The sequence below is a fragment of the Ferrimicrobium sp. genome, from assembly GCF_027319265.1.
Taxonomy (GTDB): domain Bacteria; phylum Actinomycetota; class Acidimicrobiia; order Acidimicrobiales; family Acidimicrobiaceae; genus Ferrimicrobium.
The window spans coordinates 1-15,761 of sequence record NZ_DAHVNP010000066.1 but is presented as its reverse complement, the minus strand read 5'-3'; the positions used below and the strand labels follow the sequence as shown (position 1 = coordinate 15,761).

The window sequence follows — 15,761 nt, the reverse complement described above, 5'->3', positions numbered from 1 at the left end:
AGAGATGGGCACGGTAGATCTGAAGGTCAGCCCGCTTGGGCGCGTCGAGGGTGATCTCGATGTAAGAGTTACGATCAAGGATGGAATAGTTAGTTCCGCATGGACTGAGGCAGCGATGTTTCGCGGCTTTGAGATCATCCTGCGGGGTAAGGACCCACAGGCAGGGTTGATTGTCACCCCTCGAATCTGTGGTATTTGTGGGGGTAGCCATCTCTATAAGGCAGCGTATGCGCTCGATACCGCTTGGCAAACTGAAGTTCCCCCGAACGCGACCTTGGTGCGTAATATTGCACAGGCCTGCGAGACGTTGCAGAGCATTCCGAGGTACTTCTATGCGTTGTTTGCGATCGACATGACCAACAAGAACTACTCATCGTCGCCGCTTTATGAGGAGGCGGTGAGGAGGTTCGCCCCCTATGTCGGCACCAGTTACCAGAAGGGGGTCTTGGTCTCAAACAAGCCGGTGGAGGTCTATGCGATCTTTGGCGGGCAGTGGCCGCATTCGAGCTTCATGGTGCCCGGAGGGGTCATGTGTGGGCCTACCTTGGCTGACGTGACCCGTTCGACAGCGATTCTTGAGTACTTTAGACGGGAGTGGCTCGAAGGTGTCTGGCTCGGCTGTTCAGTGGAGCGATGGCTTGAGAACAAGAGCTGGGACGACGTACTTGCATGGGTAAATGAAAATGAGAGTCAGTACAACAGTGACTGTGGCTTCTTCATTCGTTTCTGCATGGACGTTGGACTTGACAAGTATGGGCAGGGTGTGGGTAACTACCTTGCAGTTGGGACCTACTTTGACCCCGAGCTCTATGGTCAACCTACCATTGATGGCAGGAATGCCGCGCTCATCGGGCGAAGCGGAGTGTATGCAAATGGGCAATACTCCGAGTTCGATCAGGCTCGGGTCACCGAGGATGTGACACACTCGTTCTATGAAGGGCAACGCCCCTTGCATCCCTTTGAGGGCGAGACTATCCCGATCGACCCTGAGCAGGGGAGAAAGATGGACAAATACTCGTGGGCCAAGTCGCCTAGGTACGATATTCCTGGTGCTGGGCACATCCCACTAGAGGCTGGCCCGCTAGCGCGCAGGATCGCTGCGGCAGCTCCCGATCCCGGACCTCATCAGGACAGTGATCCGTTGTTCCTTGATATCCTTGAGAAGATCGGCCCCTCAGTCATGGTACGACAGCTCGCCAGAATGCATGAGGCACCGAAGTACTTCCAGTGGACGATGGACTGGTTGTCGAGGCTAAATCTGCGTGAGAGCTTCTATCAGAAGCCGGTCGAGCTAGAGGACGGGATGGGGTTCGGTGGCACTGAAGCAGCCCGAGGCGGTCTCTGCGACTGGATCGTGCTCAAGGACGGGAAGATCGCCAACTATCAGGTTGTCACCCCTACCGCATGGAATATTGGACCACGTGACGGAGAGGGAGCCCTCGGCCCGATCGAACAAGCACTGGTTGGTTCCCCTATTAAGGACCTCGAGGATCCAGTCGAACTTGGGCATGTCGCGAGGAGTTTTGACTCGTGTCTCGTCTGCACAGTACACGCCTATGACGAGAAGTCTGGGAAGGAGCTCTCGAGCTTTACCGTCAATGGCTTGGTGTAGCGAGTGTGTGGGGATGCCAGAGGATACCCACCGATCCAGGGCACTGTGTCTGTGCGCTCTCTCAATGTCGGTGATGAAGCGAGAGAGGTGACGTGATGCAGACTTCGTCGACTCAGCCTGGTGGGGTGTCCTCTTGGCGAACGGATGAGGCGTATGATCGAGATTTCGAGGCTGGTTCGTCGCGCCAGGAGGGCATCGTCATCGTTGGCTGTGGGAACCTCCTACGAGGTGATGACGCGATCGGCCCGGTGCTGATTCGTGAGCTCTTCGACGAGGGGTATGGCGAGCGGGTAACCCTCGTGGATGGCGGTACCGCGGGCATGGATATCGCCTTTAAGATGCGTGGAGCATCGAAGGTGATCATGATCGACGCCTCGAGGAGCGATGCGCCTGTTGGGAGCATCTTCCGAGTTCCCGGTGAGGATCTTGAGCACCTTCCTGATCTTCAGGGCTTTCAGAGTCATGCGTTTCGCTGGGACCATGCGTTGGCCTTCGCCCGATGGCTGCTGCCAGGCGATGAGTATCCTGCCTCGATCACCGTCTTTTTGACCCCAGTGCGCGCACTCGGATTTGGTGACGAGTTGAGTGCTGATGCGCGGTCGGTACTGGTGCGCTTAAAGTTGCTGGTGAAAAAGGAGGCCGGACTGGTCCATGAGGTCGAAGGCAAGTTGACCCGTGGAGGTCAGCTCCGTGCGCCGTTCGATTCGCTGTCGAACGGATCCGATGTGAGTTCCGTGGGGGTTCGACTGGGTGATCAGATTCTTGATGTGTACGCGCTCTCCAATGCGGCAGTCGGACGACCGCTCAAGATTGTCGATGCCACTGGAGCCCGAGGGGTCGAGTTGAACGACCTCCTTGGAGCCCGTGAGCGGGAGGAGTCGCTGGTGGGGGTCTTTGACCCGGAACGGGCTTCGATGCACTTCTTTGTGGAGGAGGTCGATGCACGGCATCGACCAAGCATCGGGGCCGATGTTGCCCGTGATGGGCATGACGGGAGATTTTGATGGCTCGTGTGGTCGTTGAGTCGACGCCGGTAGTGAGACGCCCGCATCTGTTCCACTCCAAAGGGGATACGGACCCGATGTCTTGGGCTATGAAGGAGTGCTGGTCGGCGTGGTGACGAGAGAGACTGAGGGCTACCCGGTGCTTGAGGGTGCGGACGAGGTAGTTGACGATCTGGCGTTCGCGCATCTCGGGCTGGGTCCTCTCCCAACCTCAATGATGGTATTCCCACAACGCCTGGGCCCCCACGCTGCAGGAGAACTCGCCAAAGGCAGGATTGTAGGGGTAACGCGAGAACTGCCGTTTCTTGGTTATCTGCTCGAAGGCGATATTGAACGCGCGGAGGAGGAGCTCCAGGCCTTTTCGGAGTATGAGTGGGCACGCTATGACCTCGGTGTGCTGTCGGGGGAGTTTCACCAGGAGCTGTACCACGACCCGGTGTTAGGTCTCCTCCAGCGTCTCGCCTCGTTCATCCTCGGACAGGCTGATACCCTAGACGGAGTCCTTGAGGAGCTTGATGGAGATCTGCCGGTCGCGGTGCGACGGTACGCGGGTGTCGTGATGCTGGCATGGGCAAGCGAACAGGGTCGACCAGATGTCATCGATTCGTGTCTATCGCTGCTAGTAGGGCTACTTGACACTGTTGACCGGGTCACAGCGGCGACGATCAAACAGACAATCCTGCCCTTTAGGGGACAACTCGGCCTGACGGCCCAGGAGGTTGCGACGGGCTACCGGGAGGTGATCAGCACCCTCAAGGGCACTGATCTCGTGGAGGACATCGGGAGTGCATGGTTGGAGTTGGCCAGCGTGTTGCACGAGATGGGCCGTGAGAATCCTGGTTATCTACGAGAGGCGGTCCAATGCTATCAGGAGAGCACCAAGACCTTCTCAAGGACCGCTTCACCGGTGACCTTTGCTTCAATCCAGATCGACATCGCCGTCTGCTATCTGGCGATGCCGATGCTTGAGTCATCGGATGCGGTACGATTCGCCGTGGCGATCTCGAGTCTTCGAGAGGCGATGGGGATCCTGACGAAGGAGTCACATCCGCGAGAATGGTATACCTGTCAATTGAACCTCGCGAATGCGCTTGTCTATGCGCCTTCGGCACACACGACCGCCAATTTGGTCGAAGCGATCACGATCTATTCGTCCCTTGTTGGGGAGCTCGACGTGACGGTGGACCCCCTTGGTTATGCGCGGCTGATGTTCAACTGGGGAAACGCTTTGGCTCATGTTGGAGACTTCGTCGAGGCACGATCACGACTCCATGAGGCTCGTCGAATTTTTGAGGAGTTCGAGTGCTACGACGAGGTTAGGGAGGTTCGTGGAATCCTCGATAGCATCGAACGTAGCCATGCACGGGGAGCTGTTGATGGAGCGCTTTGAACAGATCCTGATCGACGAGGCGTTCCATGGTGCGACGGCGCGTTATCTCGAGACGATGATCGAGCGTTTTTCGCCTGCGTCAGCCGTTGCCTTGTTGGCCGAGGCAACTGATGAGGAGCGTGAGCTTCGTGATCGTTTCGTGCAGGTGTTCTTGGAGGAGTTCGATCTGGCGGGTGTGGAGGGATCGATTGCGTTGTGTGGATACCTTTCCGACGTTGTGGTGCAGGCCGAAATCCAGGCCGGGGCGGTCGGTACCCTGGTACAGGTGCTCGCACGAAGCGCTTTTGATCGGGTATTTTATGACGATGTGCTGAGACTAGCGACTCGGCTTGAGACGATGGGGGTGATCGGATGAGATCCGAGGTCGAGGTATCGAATTGGGAGGTTGTGGAAGACCTGATGGGTCGGATCGACTCGGCGATGGCGGCCCTCGATGCCCTCGATGCGGATGCACGCGCGAAGGCGGTACAGCTCAAGGAGGTTGTTGAGAAGTTCTATGCGTCCGCCCTGCGCCAGGTCGTCATTGGCCTTCGAGGGTCGAGTGCCGCGGACGAACTGCGAGAAGCTCTTCTCGACGATCCGATGATCACGACTGCCCTCTCGGTAGCTGGACTGATGCGCCCCACGTTAGCCCAACAGGTCGTCGCGTTGCTAGAGGCAGTCCATCCCCAGCTCAAGCTCCAAGGCGCTGAGGTGACACTAGCTAGAGTTGAGGATTCACGGGTTGTGTTGCGGGCCGCTGGTTCTGCTGGAGGCTGTGGAGGAGCGGATCTACAGCGCGAGTTGGGTGAGCTCATTCGCTCTCGAGTTCCTGACTGCATGGAGGTGGTCTTCGAGGAGGACGGGTTGGCGCCGGTACCAAGCTCTCAAGAGTTGCGATTTAAGCGGTTTGTGACGGTGGCAACACTATCGGAGGTGCCCGACACGCGTCCCCTCGCCGTGAAGGCAGGAAAACAGAGTATGGTGCTCGTCAAGGTCGGTGATAGGGTCGCGTGTTTTAGGAATGAGTGTGCGCACCAAGGTTTGCCGATCGATGGGGCGGCGATCGATGACTGCACGTTGACATGCAGATGGCACGGGTTCCAGTTCGATGCCTTGACGGGAGAGGGTATCACCATCCCTGGTGTGGATCTGGAGTCGGTCACGTTGCGAATTCGAGATGGTGCGGTCCAGGTAATGGTTGAGTCATGAGGCCGGTCAGAGTCTATGGTGGTGTCTCCGGCGGGGGCCTCAGGCTTCCAGAGGCGCAGGCATCGCGCAGAAATCTCTATGGGCCGCGAGGCGTGACGATCTCAGAAGACTCACTGATCGTCTGTGATACGGGTAACCATCGAGTCCTCTTCTATCGCGATTTCCTCACCAATCCATCGATTGAGGCGGACCTTGTGATCGGGCAGCCAAATTTTGACTCCGAGCGACCCTCTTATCCAGACGCCCAAAGTGGGCTCTTTATGCCCACCGATGCAAAAGTCGTCGATCAGAGGCTCTTCATCGCGGATTCATGGCATCATCGAATCATGATCTATGAAATCAATGACCAAGGTGAACCTAACCCCCATCCCTCGGGGGTGATTGGCCAAGGGGGCTTTGGTGAGGTGGAGGCGAACCGTGGGCATAGCGAGTGTGACGCTACCTCGTTGTACTGGCCATTTGGCTTTGCCTTTCTCGACGATGGGTTCTACGTCGCTGACACTGGCAACAGGAGGGTCTTGCATTGGCGCGACTGGCGTGCTGCGATGGATGAGCCAGCTGATGTAGTGGTCGGCCAGGATGCGGCCGATCTCCGCGAAGAGAACCGGGGTCGGGTTGGAGGCGATAGCTTCCGGTGGCCGCACGGTATCGATGGGCAGGGTGAACTGATCTACTTGGCCGATGCCGGCAACCATCGAATCCTTGGCTTCGACACGCCGCATAAGGACCGGGACGCGGACATCGTCGTTGGACAGAGCTCATTCATTGAGAACTCGGAGTGGCCCTATGCACCCCAGGGCCCCGACCGCCTGCGGTTTCCCTACGGCGTCAGCGTCGACGGAGGGAGATTAGCTATCGCCGATAGTGCCAATAATCGAGTGTTGCTCTTTGATGCGTTGCCTATTGGCGTTGGCGCGAAGGCAGATCGCGTCATTGGACAGATGGATTTTGAGTCGTACGGGGAAAATCAGTGGCGCGTCATGTCGGATTCGACACTGTGCTGGCCCTACGCCGTCGATCTCGTTGGCGATGTGCTCGCCGTCGCTGATACCGGCAACAACCGTGTTGTTATTTGGCTACTGGAGGATTGATCGAAATGTGTCTTGGTGTTCCTGGAAGGATAGAGGAGCTGGATGACTCTGGCCCCGTCAAAATGGGGAAGGTTGACTTTGTCGGCATCACACGAGAGGTGTGTTTCGCTTCGTTGCCTGACGTAGAGGTGGGTGACTATGTGTTGGTACACGTTGGTTTCGCGTTGACCAAACTTGAGAAACAGAATGCATTAGAGACACTGGGTCTCTTTCGCTCTATGGGTGTGTTGGAGGATGAACTCGGCATCTCCTCTGTCACCGGCCAGGAAATCCCATTACAGTAGCACCGTTGGTCTCAGGGTGTACGTCGTTGACTGGTGACAAGAGCTACCTGGCCAAGCGAGATGTTCTCATCGTTGCAACTGAGGCTCTCGTTATAGTAGAGCCCTCGATCATAGAGGCGATCGATCGCATCCCGGAGGACAACGTTTTGAAAGACCCCTCCTGATAGACAGATAACCTCGCTGGCATGCTGACGCTTGAGTTGATCGAGCGCCGTGACGGTCGCGTGTGCGAGCGAGTAGTGGAAGTCGGCGGCGAGTTCTCTCCTGTCGCACTGATCAACCGCTCGTTCAAGCGATTCGGCAAAGTACTCTCGGTAGCGGATTTGGCGACCTCGGAAGGTGAGCAGGGGGTCGAGGCGAGGGAGGTAGCCACGGCTAAGAGCCTCGCTGGCTAATGCCTCCAGCCAGATGGCGGCCTGCCCCTCATAGGTGATGCGCTGATGGTAGCCAAGAATTGCGGCCATGGCATCGAAGAGACGCCCCACTGAGGTTGTGAGATGGGATGCGAAGCTAGCGGCCATCTCGAGATTGTGTTGGATTTCGGGTGTGAGCTGTGGGGCGATCCAACGGTTCCAGGAGTTGGAGTCGACGAATCCAAAGAGGCACTGCAACGGAAAGCGTGCTGCGGCATCCCCACCGGGCAGTGTGGAGACCTCGATGTGGGCGATACGTTGCAAGCCTTTGCTGAGCGTCCCGGTGAGGAATTCACCACCCCAGGTCGTTCCGTCGTCCCCGTAACCAGTCCCGTCGAAGGCGACGCCTAATATCTGCTGCTCGAAAAGTTGGTGCTCAGCGGCTACAGAGGCGATATGTGCTCGATGATGCTGGATCTCGAGTGGGTGATCGACTCCAAACTGTTCGGCGTAGGCATCAGCGAGTCGATGGGCGTGATAGTCGGGATGGGCATCGGTTACAAGGACAACGTCGCTGGTCTGGAGGTCGAAGAGCTTCACCATATCTGCAACGCTTTGGCGATGTGCTTGTTGTACATCCCGATACGAGAGGTCGCCTAGATAGGGGCTCGTATGAGCAATCCCGTCGATACTTATCGTCACGGTTGACTTGAGATCTGCCCCGCACCCAAGCACGACGCCCGGATGCGCTCCAAGCTCGGTCACCCTGGCGGGGGCGAAACCCCGCGCTCGACGAAGCAACACGAGACGCTGCTGGTGATCGAGTTGGGCGACGGAGTCGTCAACTCGTCGAGCAATCGGCCGCTCGCCGAGAAGAATCGCGTCAGCGATACCATCAAGGAGTTCTAGCGCTACTTCGTTATCGATGATCATGGGTTCTGACGAGCGGTTGCCGCTGGTCATGACCAAAATGTCAGGCGCGCCGTAGTGAAAGAGTAGGAGGTGGATTGGCGCGTAACCCAGCATAAATCCAAGGCGAGGGGCCTCGGGTGCGATCATGGCGATCATGGTGACGGGTTCGAGTAGCACGATTGGAGCGCGCGAGCTAACGAGCAGCCGCTCCTCTTGGGCCGTCGGGTGCGCGACCGTGCGAACCGCTTGTATGTCCTTTGCCATGAGCGCGAATGGCTTGTCTTTGCGAAACTTGCGCACTCGTAGTTGCTCGACGGCCGAAGCATTGGTCGCGTCACACGCCAAGAGATAGCCGCCGATCCCTTTGACCGCGATGATGTGTCCGTTGCGAAGATCGGTGGCCGCCTGTTTGATGGCCCGCTGACCCTCAAGCGCCATCCCGTTAGCGTCGCTGGTGATGAGACGATAGGTAGGACCACAGCCGGAACAGGCGATTGGCTCAGCGTGGAAGCGACGGTTAGAGGGATCGGTGTACTCATGTTGGCATGCCTCACAGAGTTGCCAGGGCGCCATTGTCGTGTTGAGACGGTCATAAGGAAGGGCTTGGACGACCGAATATCGTGGTCCACAGTTTGTGCAGTTGATGTAGGGATAGAGATAGCGCCGATCCGCCGGATCAAAGAGCTCCGTTCGACAGTCAGCGCATATGGCCAAGTCGGTCGGGATCTCAGCTCGTTTTGTTCCCGTCGTCTCTGAGTGCAGAACCTGGAAGCCTTCAGTCGGTGTCGGCGTCACCGTTGTGACCCCAACGGTATCAATGCGAGCGCTGGGTGGCGGATCTGCCAACAGTGTGGAGACCACCTCGTCGTGGGTGACGTCTTCGCTGAGGTAGATGGTGACACCTAAGCCGTCATTGCGAACCCATCCGCGAAAACCGAGCTGAACTGCCCGCTGGTAGATGAAGGGTCGAAAGCCAACACCTTGGACTACTCCAAGCACTCTAATTAGTGTCGCCATGGTCGTCCTTCGTGGTCATCCTGTGAATCGATAGCTTTGTCTTCTCGCTCGCCCTATCACTAGAAATGGCGAGCGGTTATGCGCTAAAGCTATGCCAGATAGGTGCATCGGTCGCTGTGATTATTGTACTACATCATCGAGCTACCTGATGGCTGGCCAGTGGTGTTAGGGGATCGACGATGATGGGATCTGAAGCTCGAAGATGCTGTCACCAGGGAGCATCTGTCCAGCCTTGGATGAACCGACATGCCCCTCGATGTGGATTGCTCTCGGTGTTTTGATCTGCGATCGACTCGACCGCTTGCCGACCGGGCAGAACTTTCTGGGACGGTTGGCAGGATCAATCGCTCGCGACGAAGGATTCGCGATAACCATTCAAAAAGGTGTCCCAAAAGAGATCACTCCTCGGCTCCCTCAGCCGAGGAGTGACACTATGACCGATCAGTAGGCAATCCGGTGACGGACGGACCCTCTTGCCGTGCGATCAGTCAGACACTTTTGCTAACCTCTCCTCTTCGACGAGGTGCGCCTCACCCGATGATTGTTCGAGGCTCCTTCGCTTGGTCTCGGGTATGACCCAGAGGGTAACGACCGCCGCCAAGATCGCTAACCCGGCGAGAAAGTACACCGCAAAGGATTCACCGTAGTCGCGGATGAGGAAGGGGAAGACGAAGGCGGTCAGGGTTGCACCAAGACGACCGGAGGCGACGGTGAGGGCTTGAACCGTTCCACGTACCTTTGTCGGCGCGAGCTCGACCCCTAGGACTCCAGATGCACTTACTGACCCTGGGCCAGCTTGCGAGAAGAAGTTCTGCGAGCCATAGAGAACAAAGGCAAGCACTGGTGCAGCGGCCAATGCTCCTCCACCGGTAACCAAGCCATACGAGATGAGAGCTCCAGCCATGCCGATGAATCCCAGCAACTGTAGTGGTTTTCTACCTGCCCTGTCGATCAACAGAAGAGCAACGATTCCACCTGGAATGGTGAATGCGCCCTCCATGAGGAACTGGAAGGTATCGGGACCAAGACCGATGTGCTTGGCGATGACTGAGGGACCAAAGAGAATGCTCGAGTATGCGACCATGTCAAAGAGGAACCATAAAAGGCATGCGCCAAGGAAGGTTCTCCATTCACGGCGAAAGTAGAAGCCAAAGCCGTGAGGGTCTTTGAGATTCTCGAAGGAATCGGATATCGTGGCGACACTCGAGGCCTGGGTGACCACGGACGCAGTGGCTTTTGCGTCTCCTTTGATCCTTCCAAGGAACCGTGCCGTCTCTGGCATCTTGCGCCGTAGATAGATGACCGCGAGCGTTGGTACCGAACCGAAACCGAGGACAATGCGCCAGATCAGCTCTGGTGCTACGCCGAGGCCATGCAGGACGAAGTACAGGAATGCGGAAAGCACCGCACCAAAACCCCACATCAGTCCGAAGCCAAAGGACATGGTTTTTCCGCGGTCCTTGGCGTTCGCATGTTCTCCCATGATCATGGGGGATAGGACATAGTCGGCGCCGACTCCGATTCCTAACAACAGCCTGACGGCGATCAGCTCCGGGACGTTAGTGACGAAGATCTGCAGGAGTGCACCGAGCGTCATCAGACCAACATCGAGACCGTAGAACCGTTTGCGCCCCCTGTTGGCGAGTAACCCAAAGATGAGCGCCCCGATCACCGCACCACCCAGCGCTGAGGCCGTGAGCAGAGAGGCCTCGATGCCGACGAGCGACTTGATGCCGAAGGAGGCGAGGACGAGCGGCAGTACGATGCCGATCGAGGAGAGGTCGTATCCGTCGGCAAATACGCCCATCGAGGTGGTAAAAATTGACTTCCAGTGGAACCATTGAAACTTGGAATGATCTTGGACCGCAAACGGGTCCCAGTCTCCACCCATCACCTCACTCATACCTTCTGACCTCCTTTGTTGTTCTCTGGCTGCGCCTATCTATCGCGACAGCGATAACGTAGGTGCGCGAAGTTGCCATGATCGAACGCCAGGGGAGATGTCGGGTGAACAGTCGATGAAGAGTCAGTTGGCTCGACGGGTTCAGTCGTGCCCTTTACGTGTCGTTGGCTGTGGCAGTCAAGAGCGGCATGTCTCGATCAACTCGATCCAATCCGGCAAGGTGTCTAGAAAGCTGCGCCTATTGGGGTGCCGGTGGTTGCGCTTCTGCACTGACTGGAGTGTGACGGGCCGGTAGTCATTGATGGTCGGATGCATGAGATGGGGCTGGTTGTGTTTGGTGTACTCGCTCTGTTGCTTTCTTGGTTGGGTGACGACCATAGCCGAAGGGCGCCGGTGATCGGCGCCCTTCGTAGTCTGAATTGAATCAAGAGACCTCTTGGAGGTCTACTTCGTGAAGTACCACGTCTCGGGGGCGAGATCGAGATACGGGTTCTGTGTCACCCCGCCGAGCTTCTTTGCGATTGCGGAGATCGCGTAGTCCGGATAGGGCTGATAGATCACCGGCAAGGTCTTGTCCATGAAGTTCTGATAGGCGTCGAGGGCTCCCTGGGCGTTGGTGGCCGTATGGGTCGCGTCGATCAGTTGGTTGGCCTGATTGTTAGCGTAGTTGCTGAACCCGGTATGACCTGGTCCCGAACCGAAGAGTTCCCCACCGGTTGGGTAGTTATCCGGACTGTACTCCCAGCCACCGCCCCAGTTGACCATCTCCCAGCTGCAGTCCGACTGGGTGGCGGTGCAGTGCGGCTGATCGGAGATGACGCTGTTGAAGGGCTGTGCCGAGATATTGAGGACGATCCCGACCTGTTTGGCGGCCGAGGAGAGCGCCGTCATCTCCTGGGCGAGCGAGGTGACACCTGATGCATAGATCATGTTGAAGGTCATTTTCCGACCCTGTGGGATGTTGGCTCCACACTCGGTCGCCGAGGTTCCAGGACTCTCACAGGTCATCACACCGTTGGTGATCTTCCAGCCGTGGGAGGTCAGGAGGTTCTTTGCGGCAGAGATTGAATACGGATATTGGATCGTCCTCGAGGTGGCATCGGCAAAGGTGTTGCTCGGTTCGGTCGGCACCGGTGAGGAAGTCGTCACCCCATAGCCGTCAAGGAAATGGGTGATCCAGGCAGGCTGGTCGATCAGGTGCTCAAGCGCCTGTCGGAAGTAAAGCTGCTGAAAGACCGGTCCATAGGTCGGGTTGTTGAGGTTGATCGGGAAGAAGTTAAAACCTAGGTCAACCCACGGGTTGATGGTGTAACCAAGGGCCTCGACGCTCGCCTTCTGAGTCAGGTCTTCGGTCGGGACGTATCCGTAGGTGATCGCGTTGTTCCCGGCACGAAGTACGTTGAACTCTGAGGATGCACTGGTGAAGGGCAGTTCGACGAACTCCGAGAGCTTTGGCTTGTCCGGGCCGGAGTACTTAGTGTTAGGTACAAATACCGCCCTGCCAACGGTGGTGAAGCTCGAGAGTTTCCACGGCCCATCAACGATCGACCATACCGGGCTGGTGGCATAGGTGGAGAGATCGGAGGCTTGGGAGTTCAGGAACGAATAGACCGCTTTGACCCCAGTCGTGGTGGTATCAGGCAGATTGGCAGCATTGGGGTTGGGAGCGGACTGGGTCAAGGATGTGCGATCCCAAGCCATCGGGAATGGGGTGATCTGGGAGAGCTCGTTATAGGTGAACCAGGTCGGGTTATAGGCCTTGTTGAGCTGGAAGACAACGGTGGTGGCGTTGGGTGCGGTGGTTGAGACCACGTTGTCAGGAAAGGCCCCAGGCACGTAGGCTCCCCAGTTCGCCTTCTCTGCCTTCACCAGGTTCATGAAGAAGAGGACATCGCGCGAGGTGACTGGTGTACCATTAGACCATTCGTAATGCTTGAGTGTGACCGTAACCGTCTTATCTCCATTCGAGAAAACGGGCTGGTTGCCGATGGAGAGGTTGTAGTTGATGGCTGCCTTGTTGCCGTTCCCAAAGTAATAAAGAGGTCGGTACATGAGCACCTGGAACTGCGCGAGGTTGTTGACGGAGAACTCCCCGCTTGGGGTGAGAGGAAAGATGTAGTTAGGGGAGGCGCCGGGCTGTTCCGCAAAGTAGGCGGTACCACCCTTGATCGGCTGGGTTGACGATGAGCTTGTGCTTGAACTCGAGCTCGTGGAACCGCAGGCTGCAAGCAAAGCCCCAGCCGCGACGGCGGCTCCTGCAAATCGAATTGAACGACGCATATTATTTTATCCTTTTTTGGTTTTGAGATCATCATAGATCCTGTCCCTTCCGCGAGCTGCACGTTTGGTGGTCATTGAGGAGCCCCAAGTGGTGATTAGGAACTACGTCGAGGGAGTGTACACGAGAGATAGAGTTGGCTCACTTGGTTGGGACAGTGAGGCTTCTGTAGCTGACGCAGCCGCGAGGTTTCGGAGTGGCGCATTTTTTCTCTCGGGCGTTGGACCACCCGCCACCCAGTCTCCTTTCAGCAAGGATCGTGTCTCTTGTGGGATAGTAGTAGAGCTAATCCGTCGCTCTCTGAGGTACTCGCACCCGAGAAGTTTTGCCAGTCTGAGGGCCCGTTACCGTTATGAATGAATTCTCAAGTTCGTTGTTTACTCCGATGGATGCGATAATCCATCGACGGCGGCCGAACCTAGGGTCAAGAACAGAACTGCCATTCGAGTGCGTTTTGATCTGTCGCGGAGCGCTCAGTTCTGTACTAGATCAGACTGGAAGGCCCCTGATATTGTCCGCTTGTGTGGTTATTCTGACTCAGAGATGCGCTTATCGGCAATATTCATGGATTACTTGAACAATTCGTTTCAGAGAGTGTTATGATTATCCACGTCGAGTACTTGGAGGGTTTGATGCAACGCAAGTTTGGGCTAGGAACGCGCGTGTTGGGTGGTCTGGTGTTGGCCTTGGGGTCGACCGCCATTGCTGCAGTTGGCACGTCAAGCTCGTCGTTAGCGAGCAACAACACTCCTGTCTATACGCCAGTGGCGTTCAACGTGGCTTCTTTGATCAACGGGGGCGTACTGTCTTCCACTGTCCACCTTGAGCAGACGGTTCAAGCCGCCAACGGCAACTACTACGTAGACACTGATGGTGGGAACGGTGTTACTAGTACTAACGAAATTATTGATGTGTCGGGTTCAGCCCCTCATGCGGCGGTTGGAATTATACAGCTGCCAAGCTCTCTGGCTGGAGTAGCGCTCGGCGATGGAGTTGCTATCGGAGACACGCTCTACTATCGCAACGTCAATGGCGCGAATCCTGTCGGTGGTACCGGTGCGTGTCCGGTCATCGCAGTGAACCTCGCGGGTCTCCCAACGGCCACGGACTCAACAACAACGCCGTCCTATTCGGTATGGACTTTGACATCCAGTTCTGCTGCACTCACTTGTCCACCCGTGCCATCCTCGGGCGCCTTTATAACAGGCAACGAGGTGTACCCAATTGCGTCGCTTGGCTCGACGGTGTATTGGCTTGGGAAGAGCTCGCTGTTCGCCTGGAACACCACAACTGATACTGTAACGCGTTTGGTCACGGGCCTTTCCCCAGGTGGTGGTTTGTCGGTGAATGCCATCGGAGGCTCGGTGTATGCGTTTGTGGGGACATCGGGCAGTGCTATCGACCTTTACAACCTCGGTGGGAACGGATCGACGGCTGCAGCCACTCCCACCTACTCATGGACCCTTGCGGCGTCAGGAGGTTGGGGCGACTTTCAGTTGTCGCAGTCCGGCACTCGGCTGTGGTTCGTGCGAGAGTTCCATACTCAGATCGGCTACGTTCCCATTCCTGGGGATTTGCCGAATCCAGCGACAACGTCTGGAACTGGCAGGGTTTACACGATAAATAACGTCCCTGGAGGAGCAAGTCAGGCGGAGTCCATGACGCTGGATCCAACGACGGGCAATCTGTGGGTTGCCTCTGGTAACGTAAATGGCAAGGCAAGTACCGGCGGCGAAGTTGATTTTGGTTGGTTTAATCCTTCGACATTCTCGGGTAGTGGAACCAGTTCTGGCGCTTCGGTTGGCTCTGTAGCGCTCAACTACGAATCAACCCCGCAATCGTTGAGTCTCGGTGCTGATGACTTTGTGCTCGTCGGATCAAGTCCCGCGTACTTCTCGCTTGGCCCAATCCTCTCGATCACGAAGACCGACAATGTGAACCATGTCACGACTTCTGGTGCCCCTTTTGACTGGACGATTACCGCCGGGCTATCCAGCGAGTCAGCTTCAGACGAACCGTATTTCTCTGAGACTGCCGGCACTCTAGAGCAGACAAACAATCCTTCCGGTTTCCCGATCACAGTGACTGACCCACTCCCGGCTGGCATTACGCCTACCGGCCCTGCTACGGGCACCGACTGGACCTGCAATCAGTCAGGTGGGATTACTGGCCCTTACCTTGAGACATGTGTCTACTACCTTACTGAGGGTACAGGTCTGTTGACACCGGGTACTGCCTTGCCACCAATAACCGTACCGGTGGTTGGTGTCGGTGCACCAGGCACGCAATTCGATAACACCGCCACGGTAAGCTCCCCTGACGCGACTCCACAAAGCGCATCAGACATTGTGACGGTTGTGGCCAGTCCAGTTACTGCGCCATTGTCCACCCCTGGTCTCTCCCTCACCAAGACTGAAGCCCCTGGTTCCCCGAACCCCATCACCACGGTAGGTCAGAGCGTTACCTATGACTTTGTTGTCACTGACACGGGCAACACCGCGTTGAACAACCTCTCCGTGACTGATAATCAATCGGTCACTGGTGAGAGTCTCGCTGGCCCGATCTCTTGCCCAGCCACGTCACTCGCGGCTGGCGCAAGTGTCACCTGTACCGGTACCTACACCGTGACAAGCACTGACATCACCAATGGCAAAGTGAGTGACACTGCATCTGCCACGGCCACCGACCCAGCGGGTACGACGGTAACAAGCAACCCCTCGAGTCTC

At 56.9% G+C, this 15,761-nt stretch carries 10 protein-coding genes and 1 pseudogene; 8 read left to right on the top strand and 3 right to left on the bottom strand.

The window, feature by feature from the left end; all coding sequences use genetic code 11:
* Positions 1 to 4 precede the first annotated feature (4 nt).
* From M7439_RS09720 to M7439_RS09690, 7 genes are all read left to right on the top strand, one after another.
* A complete protein-coding gene (locus M7439_RS09720; RefSeq protein ID WP_298343436.1) occupies positions 5 to 1,612 on the top strand; it encodes a nickel-dependent hydrogenase large subunit in 1,608 nt (535 codons plus the stop codon).
* A gap of 95 nt (positions 1,613 to 1,707) precedes the next feature.
* On the top strand, positions 1,708 to 2,616 hold the full coding sequence (locus M7439_RS09715; RefSeq protein WP_298343434.1) for a hydrogenase maturation protease: 909 nt from the start codon (positions 1,708 to 1,710) through the stop codon (positions 2,614 to 2,616).
* A gap of 109 nt (positions 2,617 to 2,725) precedes the next feature.
* Positions 2,726 to 4,006 (top strand): hypothetical protein, encoded by a 1,281-nt coding sequence (locus M7439_RS09710; protein WP_298343432.1) that lies wholly within the window; start codon positions 2,726 to 2,728, stop codon positions 4,004 to 4,006.
* Positions 3,993 to 4,361, top strand: coding sequence for a hypothetical protein (locus M7439_RS09705; protein WP_298343429.1), 369 nt, complete (start codon positions 3,993 to 3,995; stop codon positions 4,359 to 4,361). The genes M7439_RS09710 and M7439_RS09705 overlap by 14 nt, the downstream gene beginning before the upstream one ends.
* Positions 4,358 to 5,197: a Rieske (2Fe-2S) protein gene (locus M7439_RS09700; RefSeq protein ID WP_298343427.1), complete on the top strand. Its 840-nt coding sequence runs from the start codon at positions 4,358 to 4,360 to the stop codon at positions 5,195 to 5,197. The genes M7439_RS09705 and M7439_RS09700 overlap by 4 nt, the downstream gene beginning before the upstream one ends.
* Positions 5,194 to 6,288 carry an NHL repeat-containing protein gene (locus M7439_RS09695; RefSeq protein ID WP_298343424.1) on the top strand — a complete coding sequence of 365 codons (1,095 nt, stop codon included), beginning with the start codon at positions 5,194 to 5,196 and terminating at the stop codon, positions 6,286 to 6,288. Before M7439_RS09700 ends, M7439_RS09695 begins: the two co-directional genes overlap by 4 nt.
* Positions 6,289 to 6,293: 5 nt before the next feature.
* Entirely contained in the window at positions 6,294 to 6,572 is a 279-nt protein-coding gene (locus tag M7439_RS09690) for a HypC/HybG/HupF family hydrogenase formation chaperone (RefSeq protein ID WP_298343421.1), read from the top strand.
* Positions 6,573 to 6,583: 11 nt separating this feature from the next.
* Here the strand turns inward: M7439_RS09690 and hypF are convergent, their stop codons facing one another.
* The 3 genes from hypF to M7439_RS09675 all read right to left on the bottom strand — a co-directional run bounded on the left by hypF (position 6,584) and on the right by M7439_RS09675 (position 13,037).
* Positions 6,584 to 8,854 carry a carbamoyltransferase HypF gene (gene hypF, locus M7439_RS09685; RefSeq protein WP_298343419.1) on the bottom strand — a complete coding sequence of 757 codons (2,271 nt, stop codon included), beginning with the start codon at positions 8,852 to 8,854 and terminating at the stop codon, positions 6,584 to 6,586.
* Positions 8,855 to 9,338: 484 nt separating this feature from the next.
* Positions 9,339 to 10,757, bottom strand: coding sequence for an MFS transporter (locus tag M7439_RS09680; RefSeq protein WP_298343416.1), 1,419 nt, complete (start codon positions 10,755 to 10,757; stop codon positions 9,339 to 9,341).
* A gap of 444 nt (positions 10,758 to 11,201) precedes the next feature.
* Positions 11,202 to 13,037 (bottom strand): ABC transporter substrate-binding protein, encoded by a 1,836-nt coding sequence (locus tag M7439_RS09675; RefSeq protein ID WP_298343413.1) that lies wholly within the window; start codon positions 13,035 to 13,037, stop codon positions 11,202 to 11,204.
* Between the two features lie 630 nt (positions 13,038 to 13,667).
* Between M7439_RS09675 and M7439_RS09670 the strand changes: the two are divergent.
* Positions 13,668 to 15,761: pseudogene (locus M7439_RS09670) on the top strand (hypothetical protein); the annotation flags it as partial.

Excerpts from the sequence above, each read along its gene's own strand:
- M7439_RS09695 (WP_298343424.1), top strand. The coding sequence starts at position 5,194 with ATGAGGCCGGTCAGAGTCTATGGTGGTGTCTCCGGCGGGGGCCTCAGG.
- M7439_RS09705 (WP_298343429.1), top strand. The coding sequence starts at position 3,993 with ATGGAGCGCTTTGAACAGATCCTGATCGACGAGGCGTTCCATGGTGCG.
- M7439_RS09690 (WP_298343421.1), top strand. The coding sequence starts at position 6,294 with ATGTGTCTTGGTGTTCCTGGAAGGATAGAGGAGCTGGATGACTCTGGC.
- M7439_RS09715 (WP_298343434.1), top strand. The coding sequence starts at position 1,708 with ATGCAGACTTCGTCGACTCAGCCTGGTGGGGTGTCCTCTTGGCGAACG.
- hypF (WP_298343419.1), bottom strand. The coding sequence starts at position 8,854 with ATGGCGACACTAATTAGAGTGCTTGGAGTAGTCCAAGGTGTTGGCTTT.
- M7439_RS09700 (WP_298343427.1), top strand. The coding sequence starts at position 4,358 with ATGAGATCCGAGGTCGAGGTATCGAATTGGGAGGTTGTGGAAGACCTG.
- M7439_RS09675 (WP_298343413.1), bottom strand. The coding sequence starts at position 13,037 with ATGCGTCGTTCAATTCGATTTGCAGGAGCCGCCGTCGCGGCTGGGGCT.
- M7439_RS09720 (WP_298343436.1), top strand. The coding sequence starts at position 5 with ATGGGCACGGTAGATCTGAAGGTCAGCCCGCTTGGGCGCGTCGAGGGT.
- M7439_RS09680 (WP_298343416.1), bottom strand. The coding sequence starts at position 10,757 with ATGAGTGAGGTGATGGGTGGAGACTGGGACCCGTTTGCGGTCCAAGAT.